A 20,159-nucleotide genomic window follows, 5' to 3' on the forward strand; every position below is an offset into this window, starting at 1 on the left:
GCCGCCCGGCCGCTGCCCGCCGCGCTGCCCGCGTAAGGAAGGGCACCTTCCTCTACAAAAAGCGATAGGAAGGTGCCCTTCCTTTCACGCGAACGGAGTGAGCGTGACCCCCGCGTCGATCAGCGCGGCGCGGACCAACTCGGTGCAGCGGACCGCGCCGGGGGTGTCGCCGTGCAGGCAGATCGACTCGACGGGGCACGGTACGACGCTGCCGTCGACCGCGACCACCGTCCGCTCGGTGGCCATCCGGACGGCCCGGAGAGCCACCTCGTCCGGGTCGGTGACCAGCGCGCCGGGGGCGGAGCGGGGCACCAGCGAACCGTTGGGCAGGTAGCCCCGGTCGGCGAAGCCCTCGGCGACCACCCGGAGCCCCGCCCCGGCGGCGAGCTGGGCGAGGACCGAGCCGGGCAGGCAGAGCAGCGGCAGCCCGTCGTCGTACTCGCTGACCGCCGCGACCACCGCCGCCGCCTGGGCCTCGTCGCAGGCGGCGGCGTGGTAGAGCGCGCCGTGCGGCTTCAGGTAGCGGACCCGGGTGCGGAACAGCCGGCAGAACGCGTCCAGGGCACCGAGCTGGTAGGTGATCTCGTCGCGCAGCTCCGCGAAGTCGTACGCGATGTGTCGCCGGCCGAAGCCGGCGAGGTCCCGGTAGCCGACCTGCGCGCCGACGGCGACCCCGCGTTCGGCGGCGCCCGCGCAGACGCGGCGCATCGTGGACGCGTCACCGGCGTGGAAGCCGCAGGCGACGTTCGCGGAGGTGATCAGATCCAGCAGGGCGGCGTCGTCGCCGAGCCGCCAGATGCCGAATCCCTCGCCGAGGTCAGCGTTGAGGTCCATGGAACCTGACCGTAGTCCCTGGCCGGGCCTGGGCGAGCGGGGTCACGTCGTCCACCACCCCGACGACGGGGTACCCGCCGGTGGTCGGATGGTCGGCCAGGAAGATCAGCGGTTGGCCGTCGGCCGGCACCTGCACCGCGCCGAGCACGATGCCCTCGCTGGGCAGTTCCCCGGCCACCGCGCGGGGCAGGGCCGCGCCGGTGAGTCGCGCGCCGACCCGGTTGCTGACCGGGCTGACCGTGTACGCGCTGCCGAACAGCCGGTCGAGCGCGGCCGGCGTGAACCAGTCGGCACGGGGGCCGAGGCGAAGCGTCAGCCGCAGCTCGGCCGGGGCCGGCGTCGGGACGGTGAAATCCACCGGGGCGGGTGGCCCGGTCGGTGCGCCCAGGGGCAGCCGGTCGCCGTCGCGCAGCGGGGGCGGGCCGAGCCCGGCGAGCGTGTCGGTGGCCCGGCTGCCGAGCACCGGCTCGACGTCGATGCCGCCGCCGACCGCGAGCCAGTTGCGCAGCCCGTCGCGGGGCGGGTCGATTCGCAGCACGCTGCCCGCCGGCACTGACAGCGGCCGGCCCACGTCCCCGGGGCGGTCGCCGACCCGGACGTGGGCGCCGGCCCCGGTCACCGCGACCGTCGCCGCGCGGGGGAACCGCAGCACGCAGCCCGTCATCGTGATCTCCAGGCCGGCGGTGGGCTCCGGGTTGCCGACGAGCCGGTTGGCCAGCCGCAGCGCCGCCGGGTCGAGCGCGCCCGACCGGGGCACGCCGAGGTGCGCCCAACCGACCCGGCCCAGGTCCTGGACCGTGGTCAGCGCCCCGGCCCGGAGCACCTCGACGGCGGCGGTCACACGGACCCCAGGCGGACCGGGGTGCCCGGGGTGAGCCGGGCCGGCGGGTCGGCGTGCACGTCGAAGAGGGGCAGGTCGGTGCGTCCGACCAGCAGCCAGCCGCCGGGCGAGGCCGCCGGATAGATCCCGGCGTACGGGCCGGCCAGGGCGACCGAGCCGGTGGGCACCCGGGGGCGCGGGGTGGGCAGCCGGGGCACCGCCAGTTCGGCGGGGAGCCCGGTGAGGTAGGCGAACCCGGGGGCGAAGCCGCAGAAGGCCACCCGGAACGGGGTGCTCGTGAGCCGCTCGACCACCGCCGGCACGTCCACCCCCCAGTGGTCGGCGACGAGGGGCAGGTCCTCCCCGTCGTACGTCACCGGCACCTCGACGGTCGTGCCGGTGCCCGCACCGGCGGCCCCGAGGGCTGCGCTGCCGCCAGCGGCGATCGTGCTGTCGGTGGCGGGGGGTGCGTGGCCGGGGGCGGGGGTGCCGGCCGGCCCGGGGGTCCAGGCGGCGATCCGGGCGGCCGTCGCCGCCGGATCCGGCACGCCGTCGAGCAGGACGGTGACCGCCGCCGGCACGATCTCGACGGCGGTCAGCTCGCCGCGCTCGCGCCGCCACCACAACTCCGCCCGCCACCGTTCCACCTGGTCGGCGTCGGCACAGTCGAGCATCAGGGCGTGCGCCCCGACGGGTCGGATCCGCATCCCGCCATACTCCACGATCGGCAGGTGGCGACAGGGTCGACCGGTGGTCATCTCACGTGACCGGACGCACTACCTGCAGGTAACCTACGGTGCCGTAACCTGATGACGTGACCACCTCCGCACCGCTTCGACTCAAGCCGGTCGACATCGGTAAGCCCCGGATGCGCGGCTGGCTGCACACGTACGCCTTCTTCGTCGCCGCGGTCTGCGGCATCGTGCTGAGCGCGATCGCCGCCAGCCGGCCCGGCTGGGCGCCCCTGGTCAGTTGTGTCCTCTACAGCCTGACGGTGTGCGGGCTCTTCGGCACCAGCGCGCTCTACCACCGGCGCGTGTGGTCCGAGCGCGGGTACCAGATCATGCGCCGGATGGACCATTCGATGATCTTCGTGTTCATCGCCGGCACCTACACACCGTTCTGCGTACTGCTGCTGGAACCCCGGCCGGCCACGATCATGCTGTCGCTGGTCTGGGGCGGCGCGCTCGCCGGCGTGGCGCTCAAGCTGGTCTGGCCGCACGCCCCGCGCTGGGTCTCCGCGCCGCTCTACCTGGCACTCGGCTGGGTCTCGGTCGCGATGCTGCCCGACATCCTGCACCAGGGTGGCGTCACCGCGCTGGTGCTGCTCATCGTGGGCGGCGCGATCTACAGCGTCGGCGCGTTCTTCTACGCGCTACGCCGGCCCAACCCGTGGCCCACCGTCTTCGGCCACCACGAGTTCTTCCACGCCTGCACGCTGCTGGCCGCCATCTGCCACCACATCGCCATCTACTTCGCCCTGTTCGCCTGACGGACGAGCGCCGGGGCCCCGCCGCATGACGGAGCCCCGGAGAGACGGTGTGCCAGGACGTCAGGCGGTGCCGTACGGCCGGCGCACCTCGCGGTACTCCTCCACGACCCGGTCGTCCTGCACCGGCACCACCCGCTCGGCGACCACCCGGTTTCCGCGCACCGGGGTGACCACCGTCCGGCGGCGCGAGTTCCAGAAGTGGAGGGTGACCAGCAGCGCCGCCACGCCGGCGAGCATCAGCACCCAGCCGACGACGGCCACGTTGAGCCAGCCCAGATCCGCCTCCACGGCGAACGCGAAGATCGCACCCAACGCGATCAGGAAGATGCTGCCACCAATACCCATGTCGTCGCCTCCTCGGCTGTCCCCTGGCGTTTCCCTCCGCCGCGGCCATCGGTGAGGGTGCGGCATCCATCGACTTACCCAGGCACTCTGATCGCCAATCGGGCAAGCTGGGGACATGACGGACGCTCACGCCCAGGGACGAACGTTGGTGCTGCTCAGGCACGCCAAGGCCGAGCAGCCCGGGGAGAGACCGGACGAACGCCGCCCGCTGGCCCCGCGGGGGCAGGCCGACGCCGCGGCGGCGGGGGCGTGGCTGGCCAGGCACGACCTGTTGCCGGATCTGGTCATCTGCTCGACCGCCCGGCGCACCCGGGAGACCTGGCACGCCGTGGCGATGGGCATGACCGGAGCGCCGCCGGAGGGCGGTTCGGCCGGTCCCGCTCCCGTCGTCCGTTACGAGGCGGACGCGTACGAGGCGCACCCGGAGGACCTGCTGACCCTGGTCCGGCGCGTGGACCCGGCCGTCCGTACGGTGCTGCTCGTCGCCCACAATCCGGGCATCTCGCTGCTCTCCGCCCTGCTCGATCCGGCGCGGGCGGATCAGGACGGGATGCGCACGAGCGACGTGGTGGTGCATCGGTCCGACGTCGACTGGGCGAAATTCGACCGGGATTGCGCGCCGATCACCGACCGGCACACGGCACGCGGCTGAGCCACCCGCCGGTGCGTGGCGGGTGGCTCGTGGGCCGTGCGTCGGCTCAGGACGGCGGCGCGGTCGGCGGCGGCGGGTCGGGCGGCGGCGGCATCATCGCGGTCGGATGTGAGAGCCGGTTCTCCTCCACGATCAGGGTCCGCGCCCGCTTTCGCCGGTCCTGCCAGAACCAGAGCGTGGTGAGCAGTACGCCCAGCCCGGCCAGGATGAACACCCAGCCGACCGCACGCAGGTCGACCCACCAGACGTTGGCCCTGATGGCGAAGGTGAGGATCGCGCCGATCGCGATCAGGAAGATTCCGCTACCAATGCCCATGTGCGCTGCACTCCTTCGTGCGGTGGCTCTGGGCGTTCTCTGACCTGGCCCAGCGACGGTTACCCGTCACATCGACCGGCTACCCGGATGGCGTCCCCGAATCCGGCCAGCGGAACGCCGCCGACGCCACCACGATCGGTGACTGCCCACCGAAGCGCGAGCGTCAAGAGCCACTGGGCCACCACCACGGAGCGTCATTGCCGCAAAAGGTGCAAACCCGAGGAACGGACTCAATTCGGCGCGCTTGGGCGCCGTAGTGACACCATCCCGCAGCCGCTTTGCTTTGCAGCCACGGAAGCAACAGCTACCGAGAGTCGCTGGTGCTTCCGTGGCTGCAGAGCAAAGGGCGGGGAGAGTGACTGGTCACGGAAGCGCGGGCCCACCACGCTGCGTGATCGGCCGAGCGGGCAAATCCGGTGATCGGCCGAGCGGGCAAACCCGGCAGAGCGGCATGGGGATCACGGCCCCGTCCCGGCCGCCGCCGCGCGACCCCCTCGGCATGCGGCGGAAGGACGACAGCGAGGGCAAGGGCGAGGGCAAGGGCAAGGGCAAGACGAAACGAGGGCCGACGGGACATGAACGACGACGGCCGGGAGCAACGACAACGGACGGGGAGCAAACGACGACGGCCGGCGGGTGCTGCCCGCCGGCCGTCGTGCCGAGTCACCGCCGGGACACGCCCGGCGGCCTACCTCAGAAGGCCTCCTCCGGGAGGTCCATGATGTCCAGGTCGGTGCCCTCGATGATCCGCCGGTCGGCGCCGATGCGGGGCAGCACCTCGCGGGCGAAGAACCGGGCCGCGGCAACCTTGCCGGTGTAGAACGCCTTGTCGGCGGCGCCGACCTCGCCGGCCAGCGCCTTCAGGGCCACGTCGGCCTGCTTCTGGAGCAGCCAGCCGACGACCAGGTCGCCGATCGCCAGCAGGAACCGGCGACCGCTCAGGCCGACCTTGTAGAGGGCACGGGTGTCGCCACCCTGCGCCTCGCCCAGCCAGCCGGTGAGCACGCCGACCATGTTCTGGATCTCGGCGAGCGCCTTGCCCAGCGCCTGCCGCTCCTCCTTGAGCTGACCGTTGCCGGCCTCGGTGGTGATGAACTCCTGGATCTCGCCGGCAACCGCCATCAGCGCCTTGCCGTTGTCCCGGACGATCTTCCGGAAGATGAGGTCCAGGCTCTGGATGGCGGTGGTGCCCTCGTACAGGGTGTCGATCTTCGAGTCCCGGACGTACTGCTCCAGCGGGTAGTCCTGGAGGAAGCCGGAGCCACCGAAGGTCTGCAACGACTCGTGGCCGAGCAGCTCGTACGCCCGCTCCGAGCCGACGCCCTTGACCAGCGGAAGGAGCAGGTCGTTGACCCGCTTGGCGAGCTTGGTCGTCTTCTCGTCGCCGGCCGCCTCGGCAATGGCGATCTTGTCCTGCCAGGTGGCGGTGTAGCAGACCAGGGCGCGCAGGCCCTCGGCGTACGACTTCTGCAGCATCAGCGAGCGGCGCACGTCCGGGTGGTGAGTGATCGTGACGCGCGGCGCGGTCTTGTCGGCCTGGTTCGTCAGGTCGGCGCCCTGCACCCGGCTCTTGGCGTACTCCAGGGCGTTCAGGTAACCGGTCGAGAGGGTGGCGATGGCCTTGGTGCCGACCATCATCCGGGCGTTCTCGATGATCATGAACATCTGCCGGATGCCCTCGTGCTTCTCACCCAGCAGCCAGCCCTTGGCCGGTACGCCGTGCTCGCCGAAGGTCACCTCGCAGGTGTTGGAGACCTTCAGGCCCATCTTGTGCTCGACGTTGGTGGCGAAGACGCCGTTGCGCTCGCCCAGCTCGCCGGTGTTCTCGTCGAAGTGGTACTTCGGCACCACGAACAGGGACAGGCCCTTGGTACCGGGGCCGCCGACGCCCTCGACGCCGACCGGACGGGCCAGCACGTAGTGGATGATGTTGTCGCTCAGGTCGTGCTCGGCGGAGGTGATGAACCGCTTCACGCCCTCGATGTGCCACGAGCCGTCGGGCTGCGGGATGGCGCGGGCACGACCGGCGCCCACATCCGAGCCGGCGTCCGGCTCGGTGAGCACCATCGTGGAGCCCCACTGCTTGTCGGCGAAGAGCTTGGCCCACCGCTTCTGCTGCTCGGTGCCCTCGACGTGCAGCACGTGCGCGAAGGACGGGCCGGAGGCGTACATCCAGACGGCGGCGTTGGCACCGAGGATCAGCTCGGCGAAGGACCACACGAGCGCCCGGGGCGCGTTGCTGCCGTCCAGCTCCGCCGGAAGCTCCAGCCGCCAGAACTCGGAGTTCATGAACGCCTGGTACGACTTCTTGAACGGCTCCGGCAGCGGCGCGGTGTGCGTGGCCGGGTCGAAGACCGGCGGGTTGCGGTCGCTGTCCGTGTAGCTGGCCGCCAGGTCCTCGCGGGCGAGGCGGTCGACCTCGGCGAGGATGTCGCGTGCGGTGTCGACGTCCAGGTCCGAGTACGGCGCCTGGCTGAACGCCTGGTCCGCCCCGAAGACCTCGAAGAGGTTGAACTCGAGGTCTCGAAGGTTGCTCTTGTAGTGGGTCATGCTCGCTGGCCCCGCTTCCGGACAGGTGTTACCGATCAGTAACCCCGACTGTATTACTGATCGGTAGGCAGCGACAACCCAGTCTCGGAAGTGACGGCGATTACACACTTGCCGGCTCAGCTCTCGGCTGCGCCGACCTCCCAGCTCGGCACGGCCGCCGTCGCGACGCCCCGCGAGCCCGTGTACTCCATGAGGACCAGGGCGATGTCGTCGTCGAGCCGGCCGTGCACCCACTCGACCAGGGCGGTCTCCAGCGAGGCGAGCCCGTCGGCGACCGTGCCGTGGCCCAGCAACCCCCAGGCCCGGTCGGCGGTCGGGAAGAACTCCCCGTCGCGGCGGGCCTCGCCGAGCCCGTCGGTGAACAGCAGCAGCCGGTCGCCGGGCTCCAGCCGTTCGACCCGGGGACGAACCACCGGCATGAAGCCCAGCGGCGGCGCGGGGGCCGGCGGTTCGAGCGGAATGACGGCGCCCCGGCGCAGCAGCAGCGGTGGCGGGTGCCCGCAGTTGACGATGGTGAGCGTCCCGCCCCGCTCCTCGACCAGCGCGGCCGTGACGAAGTCCTCGTCACCCACGCTCCGGGCCACCGCCCGGTCCAGGTCGGTCACGACGGCCCGCAGGTCCGCCCGCTCGTACGCCACGTGCCGGTACGAGCCCAGCACGATGCTCGCCAGCCGGACCGCGTCCAGGCCCTTGCCCCGTACGTCGCCGATGATCATCCGCACCCCGTACGGCGTGTCGACCGCCTCGTACAGGTCGCCGCCGATCTCTGCGGTGGCGGTGGAGGAGATGTACCGGGCGGCGACCGAGAGCGTCCCGACCTGCGGCCCGAGCGGACGGAGCACGGCCTGCTGGGCCACCGAGGCCAGCCGGGACAGCTCGACGATCTGCTCGGCCTGGCGCTGCCGTACGGCTGCCGTCGCCACCGCGATCGCGGTGCCCAGCGCGATGCACGCGACGGCGACCGCGGTGGGGAGCGGCACGGTCTCCGCGGCGAGGGCGAACGCGGCCCCGAGTGCCGTGGCCGCGACCCCCAGGCCGAGCACGATCCGCCAGGAGGCCAGTGCCGCGGCCAGGAACGGCGCGCCGACCATGAACGCGATGTAGTTCGCCGGACGGCCGTCGGCCAGCTCCACGGCGGAGACGATCGCGAGCAGGGCGAGGGCCGCGCCGAGACCGGCGCGGGATCCGGGGCTCAGCGGGCCGGGGCCCGACTGGAAGGGTCGCATTCGTACGAGGGACAGCATGCCTGATTGAAGTGAACGGGTGAATGAACCTGGCCCGTCGTCTGACAAGGTTCTGCCCGCGCGGGTCGCGGCACCGGCCCGATCGCCGCCCGGCACGGGCTCAGCCGAGCACCTCGTAGCGAACCTCGACGTGGCCGGCGTCGAGCGAGGCGATCCTGGCGAACGCGGCCCGGGACAGGTCCAGGCAGCGCCCCTCGATGAACGGGCCACGGTCGTTGATGCGTACCGTCACGGACTTGCCGTTGGCCGGGTTGGTGACCCGGACCCGCGTGTCGAACGGCAGGGTCTTGTGGGCGGCGGTCAGCGCCGACGGGTCGAAGTTCTCGCCGTTCGCGGTGAGCTGCCCCTCCGAGTAGAACGAGGCACCGCACGAACCGCTGTCCACCACCGGGCGGGCGGTGCTGCTCTTCTTCGTCGCGGTGGGCTTCGGCGTGGCCGTACGCGGCTTGCTCCGCGAGGGGGCCTGGGCGGACCGGGTGACCTTCGGGCTGGCGGTCGCGCTCGGCGACGCGCTGGCGCTCGGCGGAGCGGCCGGCGTGCTGGGTACGGTGCTGCTCGGCACAGCGGTGGGCGGGAGGTCGACGGCGACGGGGGCGGCGGGCTCGGCACCCGACGTCAGCTGGACGGCGCCGACGGTGCCGCCGACGGCGAGGACGACCCCGACCGCCGCGGTGGCCGCGATGCCGGCCGGCGAGGAGAACATGCGGGTACGGGAGTGCCTACCAGCCACCGGCCCGGTCCTTTCGTCAGCTGAACAAACCGGGTCGGACCGTAACGAGAGAAGCACTTCCGAAGTCAACGTGATCATGGCGTTATGCCCGGAATTGCGGCAGTACGTGTGTCCGATCATCCGACCCGTCGTGGGCCGCGCGGCCCGGTGCGGAACGCGTTAGGAAGGGCACCTTGCACAGCAGAAAGCGATAGCAAGGGGCCCTTCCTAACAGCCGGGCGCGGTGGCGCAGGATGGGCGACATGCCCTCCGAGCTGAGCGGACGTCTCGCCGAGCTGGTCCGGTGGATCGATCCCGGCCCCGGCGCCAGTCACCTGGTCAGCGACGTCTCCGGCTGGTGGCGGGATCCGCACGTCCTCGCCCGGTTGGGGCCGGCCCTCGTGGAGCCGTTCCGGGCCGCCCGGCCGACCGTGGTCGTCTCGCCGGCGGTCACGGGGTTCCTGCTCGGCCCGCTCGCCGCGACGGCGCTCGGGGTCGGCTTCGTGCCGGCGCACAAGCCGGGCGACGGCCGGTTGCCCGCCGGGCCGCTCACCTGGGCGCAGAGCCCGCCGGACTTCCGGGGGCGGCGGGTGGACCTGGCCGTCCGGGACCACGGTCTCGACCGGGGTGACCGGGTGCTGGTGGTGGACGACTGGGTCGCCACCGGGGCACAGGTCCGCGCGCTCTACGAGATCTGCGCGGCGCGCGGCGCCGAGCCGGTCGGCACCGCCACGGTGGTGCTGGACTGCGCCCCGGCGGTCGCCGCCGAGCTGCGCGTCCGGGGGTTGGTGAACGGCACCGAACTGACGGGTTGACCTGAACCTCGGTTCAGGTCCGAGGATCGGAGCCATGGACGAGGGAAGCGCCAGCGAGGACAGTTCGGTGGGCGAGGAAAGTGCCGTAGGCGAGGGGGTCCTGGACGAGGCGTACCGACGGCTGCACCGCACCGGGCCCGAGTACGAGGGCTGGCTCTCCAACCACGGGCCGATGGCCGTGGAGGCGCTGGTCCGACACGGCCACGGCCGTGGGGTGCACCGCTGGCTGGACTCGTACCTGCGGCGGCTGGACGAACTGCCGCGTGGCCTGCGCTCCATCGAGGACTGGCGCGATGCCCTGGGCGACCCGAAGCGGGCCGGGGACTGGCTGGTCCACTTCGACCGGGCGCTGCGGGAGCGCCCCTGGCGGGAGGTGCTCGGCACCTGGTGGCCGCGGCTGCTGCCCGGCATCGCCGCCGGTGCCACGCACGGCGTCATCCGGGTCGGTCACGCCGTCCGCGTCCTGCGGGAGATGCCGGAGAGCCCAGCGCGGCTCGCCGAGCTGGGTCAGGCCCTCGCCTACTGGGCCGCCCGGTGGCAACCGGTCCCCGGCCACGACCTGACGGGCGGGCACGACCTGACGGCGGCGGGCCGTCCACCGGCCGGCGGTGACGAGCCGCACGTCGCCGCCGCACTGGCCGGGCTGCCCCGGATCGCCGACCGGACCGGCGGCATCCGGGAGCGGCTCGGGCGGCTGCCGGCCGTACCCGACTGGCCGGCCGCCGTGGCGGCGCTGCGGCCGGCGCGGACCCCGGCCGGGGCCGAGCGGGACCTGGTCGCGCTGGTGCACGGCGCGAGCCTGGACTACCTACGCTTCGGGCACGCCGAGCCGGTGATGCTGGTGCACGCGGTGACCGCGCCGACCGCGGTGCTGCGTACCCTGCCGGCTCTCGATCCGGCGCTGTGGGCGCCGAGCGTCGCCGCGGCCTGGTCCGCGACGGCGGCCGTGATCTCGGTGTACGCGCCACCGCGGCCGGCCGCGCTCCCGGCGGTGGCCGGCGGCGACCCGGCGGAGGTCTTCGCACGGGCCGCCCGGCACGGCGACGCGCACGTGGTCAAGCTGGCAGACGCGGTCCTGGACGCGCACGCGACGAGCGGCGACGAGCGGGTGCTCGCCGCCGCCGGCTACGCCGGTCAGCTCATCTGAACGAACTCCTCGACGGCCGTGCAGACCCGACCGAGCGCCTCGGCGGAGCGGGCCAGCGGGCCCGGCACCATCAGCGCGTGATCGGCCTGGTCGATCTCCAGCACGTGCGGGGTGAGCCGGCGGGCGAGCGGACCGTCCCAGGAGGGGTCGGCGGTGCCGCCCACCAGCAGGAACGGCGCGGCGGCCCGGCGCAGGCCGTCGACCACGGCCGGCACCTGCAGTAGCGGCGTGAGCCAGACGGCCGGCAGCTCGCGGTCGGCGGCCAGCGGCGTGGCCATCGAGCCGAGCGACTTACCGACCAGCAGCTGCGTCGGCTCGGTGAGGGTCCGGGCGACCTGCCCGATCACCCAGTCGACGGCGGGGCCCGGCCCGTCGCGGTCGGGGGCGAACCGCTCCGGCACCTCCCAGGAGATGGCGTGCAGGGCATAGCCAGCGCGGCGCAGCGCCTCGCCGGCGTAGAGGAAGAGCGGGAACCGGGTGTCGTAGCCCCGGCCGGGGATGAGCACCGCGCGTCGGCTCGCCATGCCCGCCTCCTGATCGTCGCCCCACTCACCGTAGCGCCCACCACGCGATCTGTGGGGGCGGAAATGCCACGACGGGTGATCGACGGCGGCGTAGCGTCGGCAGGATGTGGCCTCGGATCGGCGGACTGCGCACCCTCGCCCTCGGCACCCCCGGCGAGCTGCGGGCACGGCTGAACGCCCTGGTGCTGGCCGGGGTGAAGACGGCGACCGCCGGGCTGGTCACCGAGTACGCCGCGGAGGACGAGAAGCTGGAGCACGCCGGCGAGCGGCTGGCCCTCGTCGACGACGCGGACGCGCTGGTCGGCGTCGTGGAGGTCACCGGCGTCGAGGTGGTCCGCTTCGCCGACGTGCCCTGGGATTTCGCCCGCTCGGAGGGGGAGGGCGACCGGTCCATCGAGGAGTGGCGCGAGGGGCACGCGGCCTACTGGGCACGGCTGGGCAACCACGTCACCGACGGCAGTGAGGTCGTCTGCATCCGGTTCCGGCTGGTCTCCGGCGGCGACGGCGGGATCGCCACCGGAGACCTCGGCACCTGAACGGCGCGTCAGGCGCGACGCAGCTCCGGCAGCAGGCGGGTGGCCACGTCCACCAGGACCGACTCGTCGCCGGCGTACCAGCTGCTGGCCCGGGGCCAGTGCGTGACCACGTCGGTGAAGCCGAGGGCGGCGGCCCGGCCGACCTGCTCGGCGAAGAAGTCGGCGCTGCGCAACGAGAACGCCGGCGCCGAGTCGAGCGAGAGGTAGCGGTCCAGGGTGCCCCGGTCGCGGTCGGCGGCGGCGAGCGCCGCGTCCATCCGGTCGCAGGCCCCGGCCACCCCGGCCCACCAGCTCTCCAGGTCCTTCTCGTCGGGGCCGGTGGTGACCCAGCCCTGGCCGTACCGCGCCACCAGCCGCATCGACCGGGGACCGTTGGCCGCCATCACGAACGGCACCCGGGGCGTCTGGACGCAGCCCGGATTGTTCCGCGCGTCCACAGCGGTGAACCACTCCCCCCGCCAGGTCGTGCCGTCCTCGCGCAGGATGAGGTCGAGCAGCTCGGTGAACTCGGCGAGCCGGTCCACCCGCTGGCGCGGCGGCAGCGTCTCCCCGCCCAGCACGGCCGAGTCGAAGCCGATCCCGCCCGCGCCGAGGCCGAGCAGCAGCCGCCCGTCGGAGACGTCGTCGAGCGCGGTGACCTGCCGGGCGAACGCCGCCGGGTGGCGGAAGTTCGGCGAGGCGACAAGCGTTCCGAGCCGGATGCGGGAGGTCACCGTCGCCGCGGCGGTCAGCGTGGTCACGGAGTCGAACCACGGCCCGTCGACCAGGTCCCGCCAGCCCAGGTGGTCGTACGTCCAGGCGTGGTCGAAGCCCCACTCGTCCGCCTGCCGCCAGCGATGTTGCGAGTCGGACCAGCGCTGGTCGGGGAGGATCACGATGCCAATCCGCATGATCACCAGCCTAACGGCGCCGGCCTCCGGACGTCCTTCACACGGGCCTTGACCATATATCGATGATCTGAATATGGTGACGCCCGTGACCGCGATGCGTGAGCCGACGTTCCTGATCCTCACCGCGCTGGCCGGCGGTCCGCGGCACGGCTACGGCATCGTCCGGGAGGTCACCGCCCTCTCCGCACAGCGCGTCACCCTGCTGCCGGGCACCCTCTACGCCGCGCTGGACCGGCTGCACGCGCAGGGGCTCGTCGCGCCCGACCGCGAGGAGACCGTCGACGGCCGGCTCCGCCGCTACTACCGCCTCACCCCCGACGGCGTCCGCGCCCTGGACGCCGAGACCGCCAGGCTCCGGCAGCTCGCCACCGCCGCCGAGACGCGGCTGCGCGCCCTGCGCCCCGGCACCGCCTGACCCGCCCACGCCACCTTCGCGACACCGCTCCGCGACCCACCACCGCGACGCCCGACCGCTACCGCGCCGACCCGCCGCCACACCGGCCCGCGCCGCCCGTGCGGCCGGTCCGGGCGTACCGACGAAAGGACGGCCATGCCGACGAACGGCGACCTGCTCGCCCGCCGCTACCGGCGGCTGCTGTTCTGCCACCCACGCGCCTACCGGCGAGCCCGGGCCGACGAGATGGTCGGTGTGCTGCTCGACGCCGCGCCCGCCGGTCGCACCCGGCCCACCGCGCGTGAGGCCGCGAACCTGATCCGGCACGGCCTGCGCTGCCGGCTGGGGCGCCCGGCCAGCCGCACCGTCGCCGCCTGGGCCACGCTCGCCGCCGTCGTCTGTGGCCTGTTCTCCGCCGCCGTCGCCGCCCGGGCCGCGTGGGAGACCGCCCGACCGCTGCCCGGCCGGGCCGAGACCGCCGCCCTCGTCGCCGCCGCGCTGCCCGGTCACGGCCTCGGTAAGGTCGACCCGGCGCCCCCGCTGTTCAGCTTCTACACCCGGCCGCTCACCGTGCGGCAGCTCGACAACCTGCTCCTCGGCGACGGCGGCGAATACCAGCAGGGCAGCGTCGTGGCCGAGGTGATCGCCGCACCTGCGACGTCCGCCGAGGAGACGCTCGCGCTGGCCCAGCGGCGCCTGCGCGAGACCGGTTGGCAGGTGTACGAGCCGACGGTCGCCCGCCACTCCGGTTGCGCCGACAAGTTCTGTACCCGGACCACGGTCACGACCGAGACCACGGTGCCCGCCCGGCGCGGCGACACCACGCTCACCCTGCAGGTCCGCACCGCCTCCGCGGACACCCCGCAGCTCTGGCTCGACCTGCGCCGGACGACCCCACCGGCCGTACTGCCAGCGGGCGTCGTCGGTGGCCTGCTCGGCGCGGGCCTCGGTTGGCTGGTGTTCGGCTGGGCGAGCCGCCGCACCGAGACACCGCACGGCGGCCGTGGCGCCGTCAGCGTGTCGTACGCGCTCACCATGGCCCTGTGGTGGGCGCCCGTCCTGCTGACCGTGCCGAACTTGCTCCGGCACCACCTCGACGAGCCGCACCCGACGTGGCATCCCCTGTGGGAGTGGCTCGGTCAACCGGCGGGCTCGCTCCTGTTCCTGGCCGGTACGGCCACCGCACTGCTCGCGCTGGCGTTGGCCGCGCTACCCCGCCGCGAGCCCCTGCCCACCGCCGCCGTCGACTGACGGGTCCGCCAGCGCGCGTCGCGCCCGGCGGAAACCCGGTGGGCGGGCGCGTGACCGCCGCATAGGCTGCCCGTCGTGGATCAGGCGACGCCGCACACCATCGAGTCCCTGGCCGCCGACCTGCGGGGCCTCGGCCTGGCCGCCGGGGACGTCGTGCTGGTGCACTCGTCGGTACGGGCTCTCGGGTTCGTCGCCGGCGGGACACAGGCGGCCGTCGCGGCCCTGTTGGAGGTGCTCGGGCCGGCCGGCACACTGGTGGTGCCCACCCACACGTCCGACAACACCGACCCCGCCGGCTGGCAGGCCCCGCCCGTACCCGAAGCGTGGTGGCCGGTGATCCGCGCGGCCACGCCCGGCTTCGACCCGGCGCGCACCCCCAGCCGGTACGTGGGCGTCCTTCCCGAGGTCGTCCGCGCCTGGCCCGGCGCGGTGCGCAGCGACCACCCTCAGGTCTCCTTCGCCGCCCTCGGCCCCCGGGCGGCGGAGATCGTGGCCGGCCACCGCCTGGACGACGCCCTGGGCGAGCAGTCGCCGCTGGGCGCGGTGTACCGCCTCGACGGCCGGGTGCTCCTGCTCGGGTGCGGGTACGACTCGAACACGTCGCTGCATCTCGCCGAGTGGCGACAGGCAGCCGCTCCGCGCGCCGAGCAGGGCGCCTCCGTGCTACGCCCGGACGGCGGCAGCCACTGGCTGACCTGGACCGACGTGCAGACCGACGAGGACGACTTCCCACAGATCGGCGCCGACTTCGAGGCGACCGGCGCGGCTGTCGTGGGCCGGGTCGGCGAGGCGACGGCCCGACTGATGTCCCAGCGTGCGCTTGTCGACTTCGCCACCGGCTGGATGGACACCCACCGGGGCGGTGTCAGCTGACGGGCATGTCACGGGTACGTCAGGCTCCGCCGGCTAGTTGTCGCGGGGCAGGCAGTTGTCGACGGATCGATCGCGACCGGCCGCAGGCCCCTCGGATGCCCTGACGCTCGGGTCGGTTTCTCCGGGTGCGCGTTGGGTGAGAACCCGTAGTGCGTCTGCCGAGGAGGCATCGTTCGGGGTGTAGATCTCGAGGCGGTGATCGGGGCTGTCGGGCTGAAGCCAGACCTGGTAGGCGACGCTCGCCGCGCCGACCGTGGGGTGTTGGAGATGCATGTCACCGGTGGTGCAGTCGGCGACTTCACCGGTTGCCCACATGGAGGCGAACTGGTCGCTGCGCATGGTGAGTTCACCGATGAGGTTCGCCAGGCGCGCGTCGGTCGGAAACCGTCCGGCGGTGAGACGCAAGTAAGCGACGTGGACCCGGGCGAGCTCGTCCCAATTTCGGTACAGATCCCTGGTGAGAGGGTCGAGGAAGAACATCCGCGGGACCGAGGGACGACAGCCCGGATCACGGGGCGACTCGAAGTCCACGTGCTCGGCGAGCAGCGCGTGTCCGGTGCGGTTCCAGGCGAGGACGTCGCCGCGCCGGCCCAGCACGATCGCTGGCGTCGCCTCGGCCAGTGATTCGAGCAGCGCGAGGACGCGCCGGTGGGGCTGCTCGACTGGTGGTTCGGCGAGGCCGGACCGGGAGGGCTGGCGGGCGAGATTGTGCAGGTGCACGACCTCCACGTCGTCCAGTTCCAGAACTCGTGCGAGGGCGTCGAGAACCTGTTCGGAGGCCGTCTCGGCCTGGCCCTGCTCCAGCCGTGTGTAGTAGCCGGCGCTGACCCCTGCCAGGTGGGCGAGTTCCTCGCGGCGCAGCCCCGGAACCCGGCGGGCGCTCCCGTAGGTTCGTAGCCCGATCTCGTCCGGGGTGACACGGTCGCGGCGGCTCTTCAAGAATGCTCCGAGGCTTTCCACGACATCGAGACTAGGTGCCGTCGCGCGTGGCTGGGTGTACCTGCTGGGTGTACCCACACCAGGTGGCTGGCTGCTCCCGGCTCTGCGCTGGAGCGTTGCCGGCATGGCGCAACACATTTCACGCACGACCGACGTCCGAGCCTGGCTCGGTCTGCTGGTCGTCCTCGGCCCGGTGCTCCTGGTCTCGATGGACGGGTCCATCTTGTTCCTCGCGATGCCACGAGTCAGTCAGGCCCTCAATCCCAGCGCCGACCAGGCGCTGTGGATCCTGGACGTCTACGGCTTCTCGGTCGGCTCCCTGCTTGTCGCATTCGGAAACATCGGCGACCGCTACGGGCGGCTCAGGCTGCTCATGATCGGCGCGATCTTCTTCGGCATCGGTTCGGCCGCCGCCGCGTTCGCGCCCACACCGGAGCTACTCATCGCCGCCCGTGCCGTGATGGGGATCGCCGGCGCCACCTTGCTACCGTCCGCCTTGGCGGTGCTCAGTGAGCTGTTCACTGACCCGAAGCGTCGGGCCCAGGCCATCGGCATCTTCGCTGCGGCATTCGCCGCGGGATTCGCGATCGGACCGGTCATCGGTGGCGTACTGCTGGAACGCTTCTGGTGGGGATCGGTGTTCTTGATCAACCTTCCCGTGATCGCGCTGTTCCTGTGCTTCGCACCCATGTTGCTCAGCGAGGTACGAACCACCCGCCCCGGACGAGTCGATCCGGTCAGTGTCGCGACCTCCGCGGTCGGTCTGCTGCTGGCGACCTACGGGCTCAAGCACGTTGCCGCCGAGGGCCTCTCCGTGTCGGCGGCGCTCGCCGGGCTCATGGGGGTCGCCGTGCTGGCATGGTTCGTCGTCCGTCAACGACACCTGGACCAACCACTCATCGACTTCTCCCTCTTCCGGGATCGGGTCTTCACCATCGCGGTGATCACCGGGCTTCTACCGCTGGCCGCGTGGTCAGCAGCCGCCTACCTGGCTGGCATCTACCTGCAGTCCGTCCTTGACATTCCGGTCCTGCAGGCTGCCTTGCTGGCGCTACCGGGAGCCGTCGTACTCATCGCGACCTGCATCGTCACCCCTGTGGTGGTCGATCGCGTCGGGAAACGCTCCGCGCTGCTGGTCTGCCACTTCTCCATCGCCACCGGGCTGCTCCTGCTCCTGCCCACCACCATCACTGGCGGGATCGGCTGGTACATCGCCTCCACCACGATCGCCGGCATCGGCTACGGCATCTCCTTCGCAGTCGTCGCTGACACCGCCGTCGGCGCGGTCCCGTCCGAGCGAGCAGGCTCAGCAGGCGCGATCGCCGAGACCAGCAACGAGATCGGTAACGCCCTGGGCATCGCACTGCTCGGCTCCCTGGCAGCACTGCTGTTCCGGCTCCAAGGGCCCGATCTCGCGCCGACCCTGGACGAAACGCTTCAGCTCGCCGGCCGGACAGACACGTTGATCACCGACGCCAAGTCGGCCTTCCTCACCGGCATGCACGTGGCCGCAGTTGCAGCCAGCTTGTTGCATCTCGTACTCGGCCTCGCAGCACTCCGCTGGCTACCCCGTGCGCGCAGGGACGACATCCCGGCTGATGGCGAGCACAGCGAGACGGTCCAGGCGCGATGACCGCGGCACACCGGCGACACCTCGGCTGGTGTCCGGCCGGGACCAGGCCGCGCTGCCTCACGCACCAGAGCCAGCCACGCGGACCTGATGGCCCGCATGGGCCACGCTTCGACCGGCCGCGCTGATCCGTCAGCACACCGCCCGCGAGCACGACGAGCACATCACTGATGCGCTCAGCTCGCAGATCAAGCAGAGCCGGGATCGGGCACGTGACGGGCACGGCCAGTGCAAGAAGCGGCAGCAACGATCAAGGCCCCAGCCAGGAATCCTGTCCTGAGCTGGGGCCTCACGCTGGAGCGGGTGACGGGAATCGAACCCGCACTGTCAGCTTGGGAACCGCACAGGATCGGACCGCCGCCCGGCGTTTCCCCTGCCTGGCGCGGCCCCAGGTGGCCTCGGTTGGCCTGGAGTTGCATCGGCTTGTGGCCCTTGGATGGCCCGGCACCACCGACCGCTAGCGTGGCCGCTCGTGGAAGAACCTTCACCGGGTACGGACGGCAGACGGCGGCTGCCGGTCAAGAATGTCGGCGACCGGGTGGTCTGCCTGTTCATAGAGCCGCTCGGCGAAGACTTCTGGATGCGGCCGGAGGAGACCTTCGTAGTGGTCGGCGATGCCGTCGATCCCGAGTTCTCCGTGAGCACCATGCCCGACCACGTGATCGTCTGGGTCAACGCCGGGGACCCGTACAACGCACAGGTTGTCGACGGCCGGTCCGGGAATGTCCTGGAGTGTGGTCACGGACGACCCGGCGAGCCTCCGCAAGAGTGAGGGCGACGAAGGCCCCTCCACAATCCGGCGTACAGGTCGACTCGTGCGTCGCCCACCAACTCAGAGCCACGATCAAGGCTGGAGCTGGTCTTTTATCTGGTGCCGTTGGTTGGCCTTGGTCATCGCTGGGAAGCGTTTGACGGCCTGGGACGGCCTGGGGACGGCCTGAGCGGGGGGGGGTCAGTGGACCGCCTTCTCCTGGCGCGTGCTGTCCCGTCGTGAAGCTTCCGGGCGGAATGGCAGGCACCCCTGTGCATTGCCGGCAGCGGTAGGCGAGGGCCGGGCACGTCCTGGCGGTGGAACTGCTGCCGCGATCCGGTGACACGGTGGCAGCCCCAGTCCCGGGTTTGGACTGGCTCGGCAGCCGAAAGCCCCGACCACGCGACCAGGCCGAGCCGCTGGCTTCCGTCACGGCCTCTCTGAGGCTGGTTCCTGCCTGCGATGGAGCGGCGCCCCGGCGGCTGCCGACTGATATGCGACACCTCAGCACGCTGATCGCGGCATGTGAGTGCGCTTCGGCATTGCCACAATGCGCCATACGACGACTGTGCCTATGCGCTGTATTGGTTGTTGCGTCGGGTGTCTAGCGGAGAGGCGATATGGATTTTGCGCTGCCGGACGGCCGAATCCTGGGCTGGGCGGAGTACGGCGATCCGGCTGGGCCGCCAGTGGTGTTCCTGCACGGCACGCCAGGCTCTCGGATCAGCCGCCCGGACGACACGGCGTTGGCGGGCGTCCGCCTGATCACCGTGGACCGGCCCGGGTACGGTCGGTCCACACCCGTCCGACAGCCAACGCTTCTCGGCGTCGCTGACGACGTCGGTGCATTGATGAGGTCTCTGCGGATCGAGCGCTTCGGCCTGATCGGATTCTCTGGTGGCGCCCCGTACGCCGTGGCCTGTGGGGCCAGGTTCCCGCATCGACTGACCGGGGTGGTCGCCGCAGGCTTCACCGGCCCTTATCGGGAACTACGCACAGTGCGTGGCTGGCAGCGGTTTCAGGCGTGGGCCTTGCGGACCGTTCCGGGGTTCGGGCACCGCTACGTAACCCGCGCCGCCGCATGGTACGCCGAGGATCCGCTCAAACAGCACCGGCAACTGCTTGCCGCGGGCCAGGACCTCTGGATGCGGCCCTACGAGGAGTCCAACCGCGAAGGTGCCCGCCAAGGCGCGGCCGGGCTGGCTGGCGACTGGCTCGCCGCCGACATCCGCCCATGGGGGTTCGGCCTGCGCGACGTCCCCTGCCGCGTCCTCATCTGGGCCGGTCGACACGACCCCGGCCGAGCCGTTCCCGACGCACCGCTGATCGCCGCACGGATGCCCAACGCCAAGATTCGCATCAGCGAGGACGCAGCCCACACGCCCTCGCCGGCCCATTGGCAAGCGATGCTGACGTGGGTAACGAGCGGCTGAGAATCGGGGTGGCA

The 20,159-nt window shown here is 72.2% G+C and carries 22 protein-coding genes; 11 read left to right on the forward strand and 11 right to left on the reverse strand.

Going from position 1 to position 20,159, the window contains the following annotated elements:
- Window positions 1–84: 84 nt before the first annotated feature.
- The 3 genes from ABZ809_RS01370 to ABZ809_RS01380 are packed head-to-tail and all read right to left on the reverse strand — an operon-like array spanning window position 85 to window position 2,361.
- The gene (locus ABZ809_RS01370; protein ID WP_357560331.1) at window positions 85–834 is read right to left on the reverse strand and encodes a 5-oxoprolinase subunit PxpA; all 750 of its coding nucleotides are present in this window, start codon (window positions 832–834) and stop codon (window positions 85–87) included.
- Window positions 818–1,675, reverse strand: a complete 858-nt coding sequence (locus ABZ809_RS01375; RefSeq protein ID WP_357560332.1) for a biotin-dependent carboxyltransferase family protein — start codon at window positions 1,673–1,675, stop codon at window positions 818–820. Before ABZ809_RS01375 ends, ABZ809_RS01370 begins: the two co-directional genes overlap by 17 nt.
- On the reverse strand, window positions 1,672–2,361 hold the full coding sequence (locus tag ABZ809_RS01380) for a carboxyltransferase domain-containing protein (RefSeq protein WP_357560333.1): 690 nt from the start codon (window positions 2,359–2,361) through the stop codon (window positions 1,672–1,674). The genes ABZ809_RS01375 and ABZ809_RS01380 overlap by 4 nt, the downstream gene beginning before the upstream one ends.
- 107 nt (window positions 2,362–2,468) lie before the next feature.
- Here ABZ809_RS01380 and ABZ809_RS01385 point away from each other — a divergent pair, with 107 nt between their 5' ends.
- Entirely contained in the window at window positions 2,469–3,146 is a 678-nt protein-coding gene (locus ABZ809_RS01385; RefSeq protein ID WP_357560334.1) for a hemolysin III family protein, read from the forward strand.
- Window positions 3,147–3,206: 60 nt separating this feature from the next.
- On the opposite strand, the gene ABZ809_RS01390 is transcribed toward ABZ809_RS01385, so the two are convergent.
- Entirely contained in the window at window positions 3,207–3,491 is a 285-nt protein-coding gene (locus tag ABZ809_RS01390) for a DUF6458 family protein (RefSeq protein ID WP_357560335.1), read from the reverse strand.
- Between the two features lie 115 nt (window positions 3,492–3,606).
- Here ABZ809_RS01390 and ABZ809_RS01395 point away from each other — a divergent pair, with 115 nt between their 5' ends.
- Window positions 3,607–4,143, forward strand: coding sequence for a histidine phosphatase family protein (locus ABZ809_RS01395; RefSeq protein ID WP_357560336.1), 537 nt, complete (start codon window positions 3,607–3,609; stop codon window positions 4,141–4,143).
- A 46-nt stretch (window positions 4,144–4,189) separates the two neighbouring features.
- Here ABZ809_RS01395 and ABZ809_RS01400 read toward each other — a convergent pair whose 3' ends face one another.
- The 4 genes from ABZ809_RS01400 to ABZ809_RS01415 form a co-directional block, all read right to left on the reverse strand.
- Complete coding sequence (locus ABZ809_RS01400) at window positions 4,190–4,459, reverse strand: DUF6458 family protein (RefSeq protein WP_013730795.1); 270 nt, start codon at window positions 4,457–4,459, stop codon at window positions 4,190–4,192.
- 693 nt (window positions 4,460–5,152) lie between these two features.
- Complete coding sequence (locus ABZ809_RS01405) at window positions 5,153–7,009, reverse strand: acyl-CoA dehydrogenase (protein WP_357560337.1); 1,857 nt, start codon at window positions 7,007–7,009, stop codon at window positions 5,153–5,155.
- A 116-nt stretch (window positions 7,010–7,125) separates the two neighbouring features.
- Window positions 7,126–8,253, reverse strand: a complete 1,128-nt coding sequence (locus ABZ809_RS01410) for a PP2C family protein-serine/threonine phosphatase (protein ID WP_357560338.1) — start codon at window positions 8,251–8,253, stop codon at window positions 7,126–7,128.
- A gap of 100 nt (window positions 8,254–8,353) precedes the next feature.
- Complete coding sequence (locus ABZ809_RS01415) at window positions 8,354–8,983, reverse strand: septal ring lytic transglycosylase RlpA family protein (RefSeq protein ID WP_357560339.1); 630 nt, start codon at window positions 8,981–8,983, stop codon at window positions 8,354–8,356.
- A 242-nt stretch (window positions 8,984–9,225) separates the two neighbouring features.
- On the opposite strand from ABZ809_RS01415, the gene ABZ809_RS01420 reads away from it, so the two are divergent.
- The gene (locus ABZ809_RS01420; protein WP_357560340.1) at window positions 9,226–9,777 is read left to right on the forward strand and encodes a phosphoribosyltransferase family protein; all 552 of its coding nucleotides are present in this window, start codon (window positions 9,226–9,228) and stop codon (window positions 9,775–9,777) included.
- 34 nt (window positions 9,778–9,811) lie between these two features.
- Complete coding sequence (locus tag ABZ809_RS01425) at window positions 9,812–10,924, forward strand: hypothetical protein (RefSeq protein ID WP_357560341.1); 1,113 nt, start codon at window positions 9,812–9,814, stop codon at window positions 10,922–10,924.
- Here the strand turns inward: ABZ809_RS01425 and ABZ809_RS01430 are convergent.
- Complete coding sequence (locus ABZ809_RS01430) at window positions 10,912–11,448, reverse strand: alpha/beta hydrolase (RefSeq protein WP_357560342.1); 537 nt, start codon at window positions 11,446–11,448, stop codon at window positions 10,912–10,914. The two genes, ABZ809_RS01425 and ABZ809_RS01430, sit on opposite strands and share 13 nt — an antisense overlap.
- Before the next feature lie 104 nt (window positions 11,449–11,552).
- Here ABZ809_RS01430 and ABZ809_RS01435 point away from each other — a divergent pair, with 104 nt between their 5' ends.
- On the forward strand, window positions 11,553–11,984 hold the full coding sequence (locus ABZ809_RS01435; protein WP_357560343.1) for an ASCH domain-containing protein: 432 nt from the start codon (window positions 11,553–11,555) through the stop codon (window positions 11,982–11,984).
- Between the two features lie 8 nt (window positions 11,985–11,992).
- Here ABZ809_RS01435 and ABZ809_RS01440 read toward each other — a convergent pair whose 3' ends face one another.
- Window positions 11,993–12,880, reverse strand: coding sequence for an LLM class flavin-dependent oxidoreductase (locus ABZ809_RS01440; protein ID WP_357560344.1), 888 nt, complete (start codon window positions 12,878–12,880; stop codon window positions 11,993–11,995).
- A gap of 88 nt (window positions 12,881–12,968) precedes the next feature.
- Between ABZ809_RS01440 and ABZ809_RS01445 the strand changes: the two genes are divergently transcribed.
- The 3 genes from ABZ809_RS01445 (at window position 12,969) to ABZ809_RS01455 (ending at window position 15,392) form a co-directional block, all read left to right on the forward strand.
- Window positions 12,969–13,289, forward strand: a complete 321-nt coding sequence (locus tag ABZ809_RS01445) for a helix-turn-helix transcriptional regulator (RefSeq protein ID WP_357560805.1) — start codon at window positions 12,969–12,971, stop codon at window positions 13,287–13,289.
- 135 nt (window positions 13,290–13,424) lie between these two features.
- The gene (locus ABZ809_RS01450; RefSeq protein ID WP_357560345.1) at window positions 13,425–14,519 is read left to right on the forward strand and encodes a hypothetical protein; all 1,095 of its coding nucleotides are present in this window, start codon (window positions 13,425–13,427) and stop codon (window positions 14,517–14,519) included.
- Window positions 14,520–14,594: 75 nt separating this feature from the next.
- Complete coding sequence (locus tag ABZ809_RS01455) at window positions 14,595–15,392, forward strand: AAC(3) family N-acetyltransferase (protein ID WP_357560346.1); 798 nt, start codon at window positions 14,595–14,597, stop codon at window positions 15,390–15,392.
- 33 nt (window positions 15,393–15,425) lie between these two features.
- Here the strand turns inward: ABZ809_RS01455 and ABZ809_RS01460 are convergent, their stop codons facing one another.
- On the reverse strand, window positions 15,426–16,352 hold the full coding sequence (locus ABZ809_RS01460) for a helix-turn-helix transcriptional regulator (RefSeq protein ID WP_357560347.1): 927 nt from the start codon (window positions 16,350–16,352) through the stop codon (window positions 15,426–15,428).
- Window positions 16,353–16,455: 103 nt separating this feature from the next.
- On the opposite strand from ABZ809_RS01460, the gene ABZ809_RS01465 reads away from it, so the two are divergent.
- From ABZ809_RS01465 to ABZ809_RS01475, 3 genes are all read left to right on the forward strand, one after another.
- Entirely contained in the window at window positions 16,456–17,964 is a 1,509-nt protein-coding gene (locus ABZ809_RS01465; RefSeq protein ID WP_357560348.1) for an MFS transporter, read from the forward strand.
- 469 nt (window positions 17,965–18,433) lie between these two features.
- On the forward strand, window positions 18,434–18,733 hold the full coding sequence (locus tag ABZ809_RS01470; protein WP_357560349.1) for a hypothetical protein: 300 nt from the start codon (window positions 18,434–18,436) through the stop codon (window positions 18,731–18,733).
- Window positions 18,734–19,332: 599 nt separating this feature from the next.
- Window positions 19,333–20,145 carry an alpha/beta hydrolase gene (locus ABZ809_RS01475; RefSeq protein WP_357560350.1) on the forward strand — a complete coding sequence of 271 codons (813 nt, stop codon included), beginning with the start codon at window positions 19,333–19,335 and terminating at the stop codon, window positions 20,143–20,145.
- Window positions 20,146–20,159 lie beyond the last annotated feature (14 nt).

The sequence above is a fragment of the Micromonospora sp. NPDC047074 genome (assembly GCF_040643815.1).
In the GTDB taxonomy this organism is placed as follows: Bacteria; Actinomycetota; Actinomycetes; order Mycobacteriales; family Micromonosporaceae; genus Micromonospora.

Coding starts and splice junctions, on each gene's coding strand:
- ABZ809_RS01370 (WP_357560331.1), bottom strand. CDS start 834: ATGGACCTCAACGCTGACCTCGGCGAGGGATTCGGCATCTGGCGGCTC.
- ABZ809_RS01380 (WP_357560333.1), bottom strand. CDS start 2,361: ATGCGGATCCGACCCGTCGGGGCGCACGCCCTGATGCTCGACTGTGCC.
- ABZ809_RS01390 (WP_357560335.1), bottom strand. CDS start 3,491: ATGGGTATTGGTGGCAGCATCTTCCTGATCGCGTTGGGTGCGATCTTC.
- ABZ809_RS01395 (WP_357560336.1), top strand. CDS start 3,607: ATGACGGACGCTCACGCCCAGGGACGAACGTTGGTGCTGCTCAGGCAC.
- ABZ809_RS01400 (WP_013730795.1), bottom strand. CDS start 4,459: ATGGGCATTGGTAGCGGAATCTTCCTGATCGCGATCGGCGCGATCCTC.
- ABZ809_RS01405 (WP_357560337.1), bottom strand. CDS start 7,009: ATGACCCACTACAAGAGCAACCTTCGAGACCTCGAGTTCAACCTCTTC.
- ABZ809_RS01410 (WP_357560338.1), bottom strand. CDS start 8,253: ATGCTGTCCCTCGTACGAATGCGACCCTTCCAGTCGGGCCCCGGCCCG.
- ABZ809_RS01420 (WP_357560340.1), top strand. CDS start 9,226: ATGCCCTCCGAGCTGAGCGGACGTCTCGCCGAGCTGGTCCGGTGGATC.
- ABZ809_RS01425 (WP_357560341.1), top strand. CDS start 9,812: ATGGACGAGGGAAGCGCCAGCGAGGACAGTTCGGTGGGCGAGGAAAGT.
- ABZ809_RS01430 (WP_357560342.1), bottom strand. CDS start 11,448: ATGGCGAGCCGACGCGCGGTGCTCATCCCCGGCCGGGGCTACGACACC.
- ABZ809_RS01435 (WP_357560343.1), top strand. CDS start 11,553: ATGTGGCCTCGGATCGGCGGACTGCGCACCCTCGCCCTCGGCACCCCC.
- ABZ809_RS01445 (WP_357560805.1), top strand. CDS start 12,969: ATGCGTGAGCCGACGTTCCTGATCCTCACCGCGCTGGCCGGCGGTCCG.
- ABZ809_RS01450 (WP_357560345.1), top strand. CDS start 13,425: ATGCCGACGAACGGCGACCTGCTCGCCCGCCGCTACCGGCGGCTGCTG.
- ABZ809_RS01465 (WP_357560348.1), top strand. CDS start 16,456: ATGGCGCAACACATTTCACGCACGACCGACGTCCGAGCCTGGCTCGGT.
- ABZ809_RS01475 (WP_357560350.1), top strand. CDS start 19,333: ATGGATTTTGCGCTGCCGGACGGCCGAATCCTGGGCTGGGCGGAGTAC.